The organism is Microbacterium sp. CPCC 204701 (assembly GCF_004010105.1).
Taxonomy (GTDB): domain Bacteria; phylum Actinomycetota; class Actinomycetes; order Actinomycetales; family Microbacteriaceae; genus Microbacterium.
Map to the genome: position 1 here is coordinate 1 of NZ_RRYE01000313.1, position 3577 is coordinate 3577.

Here is a 3577-nt window from a genome sequence, read left to right on the forward strand (position 1 = left end):
CGGACGCTGGACGCCGACGCGGTCGACCGGGGCGAGGCATCCGGCCCCCTCACATGGGCGGACGGCGTCGTGAGCGTCCGGTGGAGCGCAGCCGGAGGCTTCGTGCCGCTGGAGCGGTACCTCGACGAGCGGATCGGACTGCTCCTCAAGCCGCCGCCCGGCGCCTGACCCCCCCGCCGCCGATAGGGCGCGAGCGGGCCGTTGTCAACCCGCTGCGACCGGCACCGTGGCGGCCCTACGGTGACCGAGTGGACACTCCGGCAGCCTCCAAGCTCGCGCCCGCGCGCGCGCCCGAGCGCGAGCGCAGGAAGGACGCCGCCCGCCAGGTCGCGGTGATCTGCGCGTTCTGCTTCATGATCGTGGCTGCGCTGCTGGGCGTCGGAGCGTTCGGCGGAACCCCGATCCAGGACGTGCAGGACGGCGCACTCGACGCGGACGGCTCGTACCTGGCGCCCGCGGGGCCCGCCTTCGGGATCTGGAACGTCATCTATCTCGGACTCCTTGGGTACACCGCGTGGCAGGTGTTCCCCCGCCAGCGCCCGCGAGAGCGCCAGCGCGCGCTCGGTGCGCTCGTCGCCGGAACGATGGTGCTGAACGGCCTGTGGCTGGTCGCGGCGCAGTTCGCCTCGCTGCCGCTGACGGTGCTCGTGATCGTGCTGCTGCTGATCGCACTCGCCGTGGCGTTCCACGTGACGATGGCGTTCCCCGGCCGCGGTGTCGCCGACAGCGTGCTCATCGACGGTGTCACGGGCCTGCACCTCGGCTGGGTGACCGTGGCCACCGTGGCGAACATCGCGGCCTGGCTCGCGCCGGCGACCGGCGAAGACGGCGGAGGTGCGACCGGGTGGGGCGTCGCGACGGTCGTGCTGATCGCAGTGGTCGGCGTGGTGATCGCGTGGTGGAGCCGCTGGCGGCTCGCGCCCGGGCTCGCGATGGGATGGGGCTTGGTCTGGATCGCGGTCGCGCGGCTGGCCGGTGACCCCCACGACGCCGGCGTCGGCATCGCCGCGATCGTCGGCGCCGTGATCGTGACGGGAACGCCGCTCGTCGGGAAGGTGCTGCAGCAGGTCATCGGGATGCGCAACGCCTCGGCATGATTCAGGCGGCAGCGCCGAAGGCACGGAGGAGCCGCACCGGCTCGGTGACGGATGCCGCGAGCACGCGTCCGGCGACCTCGTCGAAGGCGTGGGACTCGAAGTAGCCGTCGTCGCGGTAGACCGCCATGCGCTCGGTGAAGGCCGTGGTCGTCGGCTCGGGATGGAACTGCGTCGCGTAGAGGCGGTCGCCGATCCCGTACGCCTGCACGGGGCACGCGTCGTTGGAGGCCAGCAGCCTCGCACCGGGCGGGAGCGACTCGGTGCCCTCCTTGTGGGCCGTCAGCGCGGTGAACCGGTCGGCGAGTCCGCCGAACACAGGGTCGGCGCCCGCGACCGGGGTGAGTGCGATCGACACCGGGCCCGTGTCTTCGGGGAACGCGCGGCTCACCGTCCCGCCGAGGGCGCGCGTCGCGACGCCGATGCCGTAGCAGGTGAAGAGGGCCGCCGGACCGTCGCCCGCCGCGGCCGCTTTCGCGATGCGCGCCAGGTCGGCCTCGAGTCGGCGCTGCGCATCGGTCTTGGTCGACTCGGGGTCGGTCACGTTGAAGGGGCTCCCGCCCACGAGGAATCCGCGATACCGCTCGAACGCGTCGGCGGGGAGCGGCTCGCGCACGAGGTCGTGACGGGCGAACTCCTCGGGCGTCAGGTGCATCGCCGAACGGAACGACTCGTACTCCGCCGCGGCGGCTCCCTCCTGCGGCCGCACGCACACATAGAGCAGGGGGGCGGTCGTCATGCCAGGAATTGTAGGCCGGACCGGTGAGACGGCATCTGGCCGCCGAGATCCTGGGTAACACCCAGCCTCTCGGCGGTCAGATGCCGTCTCACGGAGAACCCGTGGACCGGGTGTATCAGGCACGGACTATCGCACTCGGTCATGGTGTGGACAGAATGGGCGTCATGACGCAACCGGACGCCGAGGCATCCGTCGACTCCGTAGAGCCGGCGCGATGGCAGCGTGCCGCGGCGCTGTTCGTACGATGGCGAGAGGGTGACGGCCGCGCGATGGACGAGCTCGTCCGTCTCATGTCGCCACCGCTCTGGCACGTCGTGCGCGCGTACGGACTCGACCATTCACTGGCACAGGACGTCGTGCAGACGACGTGGCTGACGCTGGTGCGCCGGCACGAGACCATCCAGGACCCGCAGGCGGTGTCGGGGTGGCTCACGATGTGCGCCCGCCGCGAGGCGTGGCGCGTCGGCAAGCACCACCGGCGAGCAGATCCGACCGAGGCCGAGTCGCTCGAACCCCATCTCCCTGTCCACGAATCTGCCGAGCAGACCGCCACCCAGGACGACGAGACCCGTCGCCTGTGGACGGCGGTCGGAACGCTCAACGAACGATGCCAGCGCCTGCTGCGGATCGTCGCGTTCGAGGACCGCCCCGACTACGCGCGCATCGCCCAGGATCTCGCGATGCCGATCGGGTCGATCGGGCCGACGCGGCAGCGCTGTCTCGCGAAGCTTCGCGCCGCACTCGAAGGCGACGGATGGGGGGACGACGATGGAGACTGAGGACTTCGCGGCCGATGCCGCGCTCTTCGCGCGCATGCGGCACATGTGGGAGGAGGTCGACCCGGTGCCGGCCGACCTCGTCGACCGCATGGTGGCGGCGGTCGCCGTCGAAGATCTCTCGCGCGAGTACGCGCTGCTGACGCTCGTCGAGGGCTCGTTCGCCGCTGTGCGCGGCGAGAACGACACGGCGACGCTGCAGTTCAGTGACGGCACGACGAGCGTGCTGCTGCACGTGACGGCCACCGAGGATGGCGGGCGCCGCGTCGACGGATGGGTGGATGCCACGGCCCTTGCCATCCGGCTGGTGCAGGGGGAGCGGGAGTGGGCCGCCGACCCCGGCGAGCACGGCCGCTTCGCGTTCGAAGAGGTGACGCCGGGAGTGGCCCGGCTGCGTCTGGTCGTGCGGGCCGCCGACGGCGAGCTCAGGGACTTCCAGACTCCCCAGTTCGAGGTCTGACACGCACGATGAGGAATCCGGATGCCGCGGCCGTGGGGCCGCGGATTCTGCTGTCTGTGAGGAGAACACATGCCCCGGGATGAGAGCACGGCACGACGCACTTGGCGCGAACGCGAGGTCGCAGGCGAGCCGAAGGGGGTCGTCCTCGACCCGCGCCGTGAGCCGATCCCGGGACTCCAGGCCTATGGCACGGTGTACGTTCCGAGCCACCTGGTCGTGTCGGGCGACCCTGCAGCGGCGACCCGGGTGTTGAAGGACGCGGCAGGGAAGCTGGGGTGGGACATCGAGCTCGAAACGGTCCGGACGCGCAACGCCGGCGGCCTCCTGAGCCGCGCCCGGATCGTGCAGTCGCCGCGCGAGGGGCGCGATGACGAGCCGGTGCCGCCGGTGGATGCGTGGCGACTGCTGCAGCAGGCGCGCCGTGACCTGCTGGTCGCGGCGCGCCTGGCCGACGGCGCGCAGGAGCGGTCGACGGGGCCCGATGGGACTTCGTCTCGAACCGACGCGA

Annotated in this window: 4 protein-coding genes and 1 pseudogene; 4 read left to right on the forward strand and 1 reads right to left on the reverse strand. The window is 71.7% G+C overall.

Translation table 11 applies throughout. The features are described 5' to 3' along the window. Window positions 1–248 precede the first annotated feature (248 nt). Entirely contained in the window at window positions 249–1097 is an 849-nt protein-coding gene (locus EIO58_RS14505) for a tryptophan-rich sensory protein (protein WP_240658890.1), read from the forward strand. Between the two features lies 1 nt (window position 1098). On the opposite strand, the gene EIO58_RS14510 is transcribed toward EIO58_RS14505, so the two are convergent. Further along, window positions 1099–1833 (reverse strand): glutamine amidotransferase-related protein, encoded by a 735-nt coding sequence (locus EIO58_RS14510; protein ID WP_127820124.1) that lies wholly within the window; start codon window positions 1831–1833, stop codon window positions 1099–1101. 164 nt (window positions 1834–1997) lie between these two features. Between EIO58_RS14510 and EIO58_RS14515 the strand changes: the two genes are divergently transcribed. The 3 genes and pseudogenes from EIO58_RS14515 to EIO58_RS14525 form a co-directional block, all read left to right on the forward strand. Then, a complete protein-coding gene (locus EIO58_RS14515; protein ID WP_127820125.1) occupies window positions 1998–2612 on the forward strand; it encodes an RNA polymerase sigma factor in 615 nt (204 codons plus the stop codon). Continuing rightward, window positions 2602–3069, forward strand: coding sequence for a hypothetical protein (locus EIO58_RS14520; protein WP_127820126.1), 468 nt, complete (start codon window positions 2602–2604; stop codon window positions 3067–3069). The genes EIO58_RS14515 and EIO58_RS14520 overlap by 11 nt, the downstream gene beginning before the upstream one ends. Window positions 3070–3138: 69 nt before the next feature. Next, window positions 3139–3577 (forward strand): annotated as a pseudogene (locus EIO58_RS14525) (hypothetical protein); the annotation flags it as partial.

What these genes read in the sequence shown, in the direction of transcription:
- EIO58_RS14510 (WP_127820124.1), bottom strand. Translation starts at nt 1,833, where the DNA reads ATGACGACCGCCCCCCTGCTCTATGTGTGCGTGCGGCCGCAGGAGGGA.
- EIO58_RS14515 (WP_127820125.1), top strand. Translation starts at nt 1,998, where the DNA reads ATGACGCAACCGGACGCCGAGGCATCCGTCGACTCCGTAGAGCCGGCG.
- EIO58_RS14520 (WP_127820126.1), top strand. Translation starts at nt 2,602, where the DNA reads ATGGAGACTGAGGACTTCGCGGCCGATGCCGCGCTCTTCGCGCGCATG.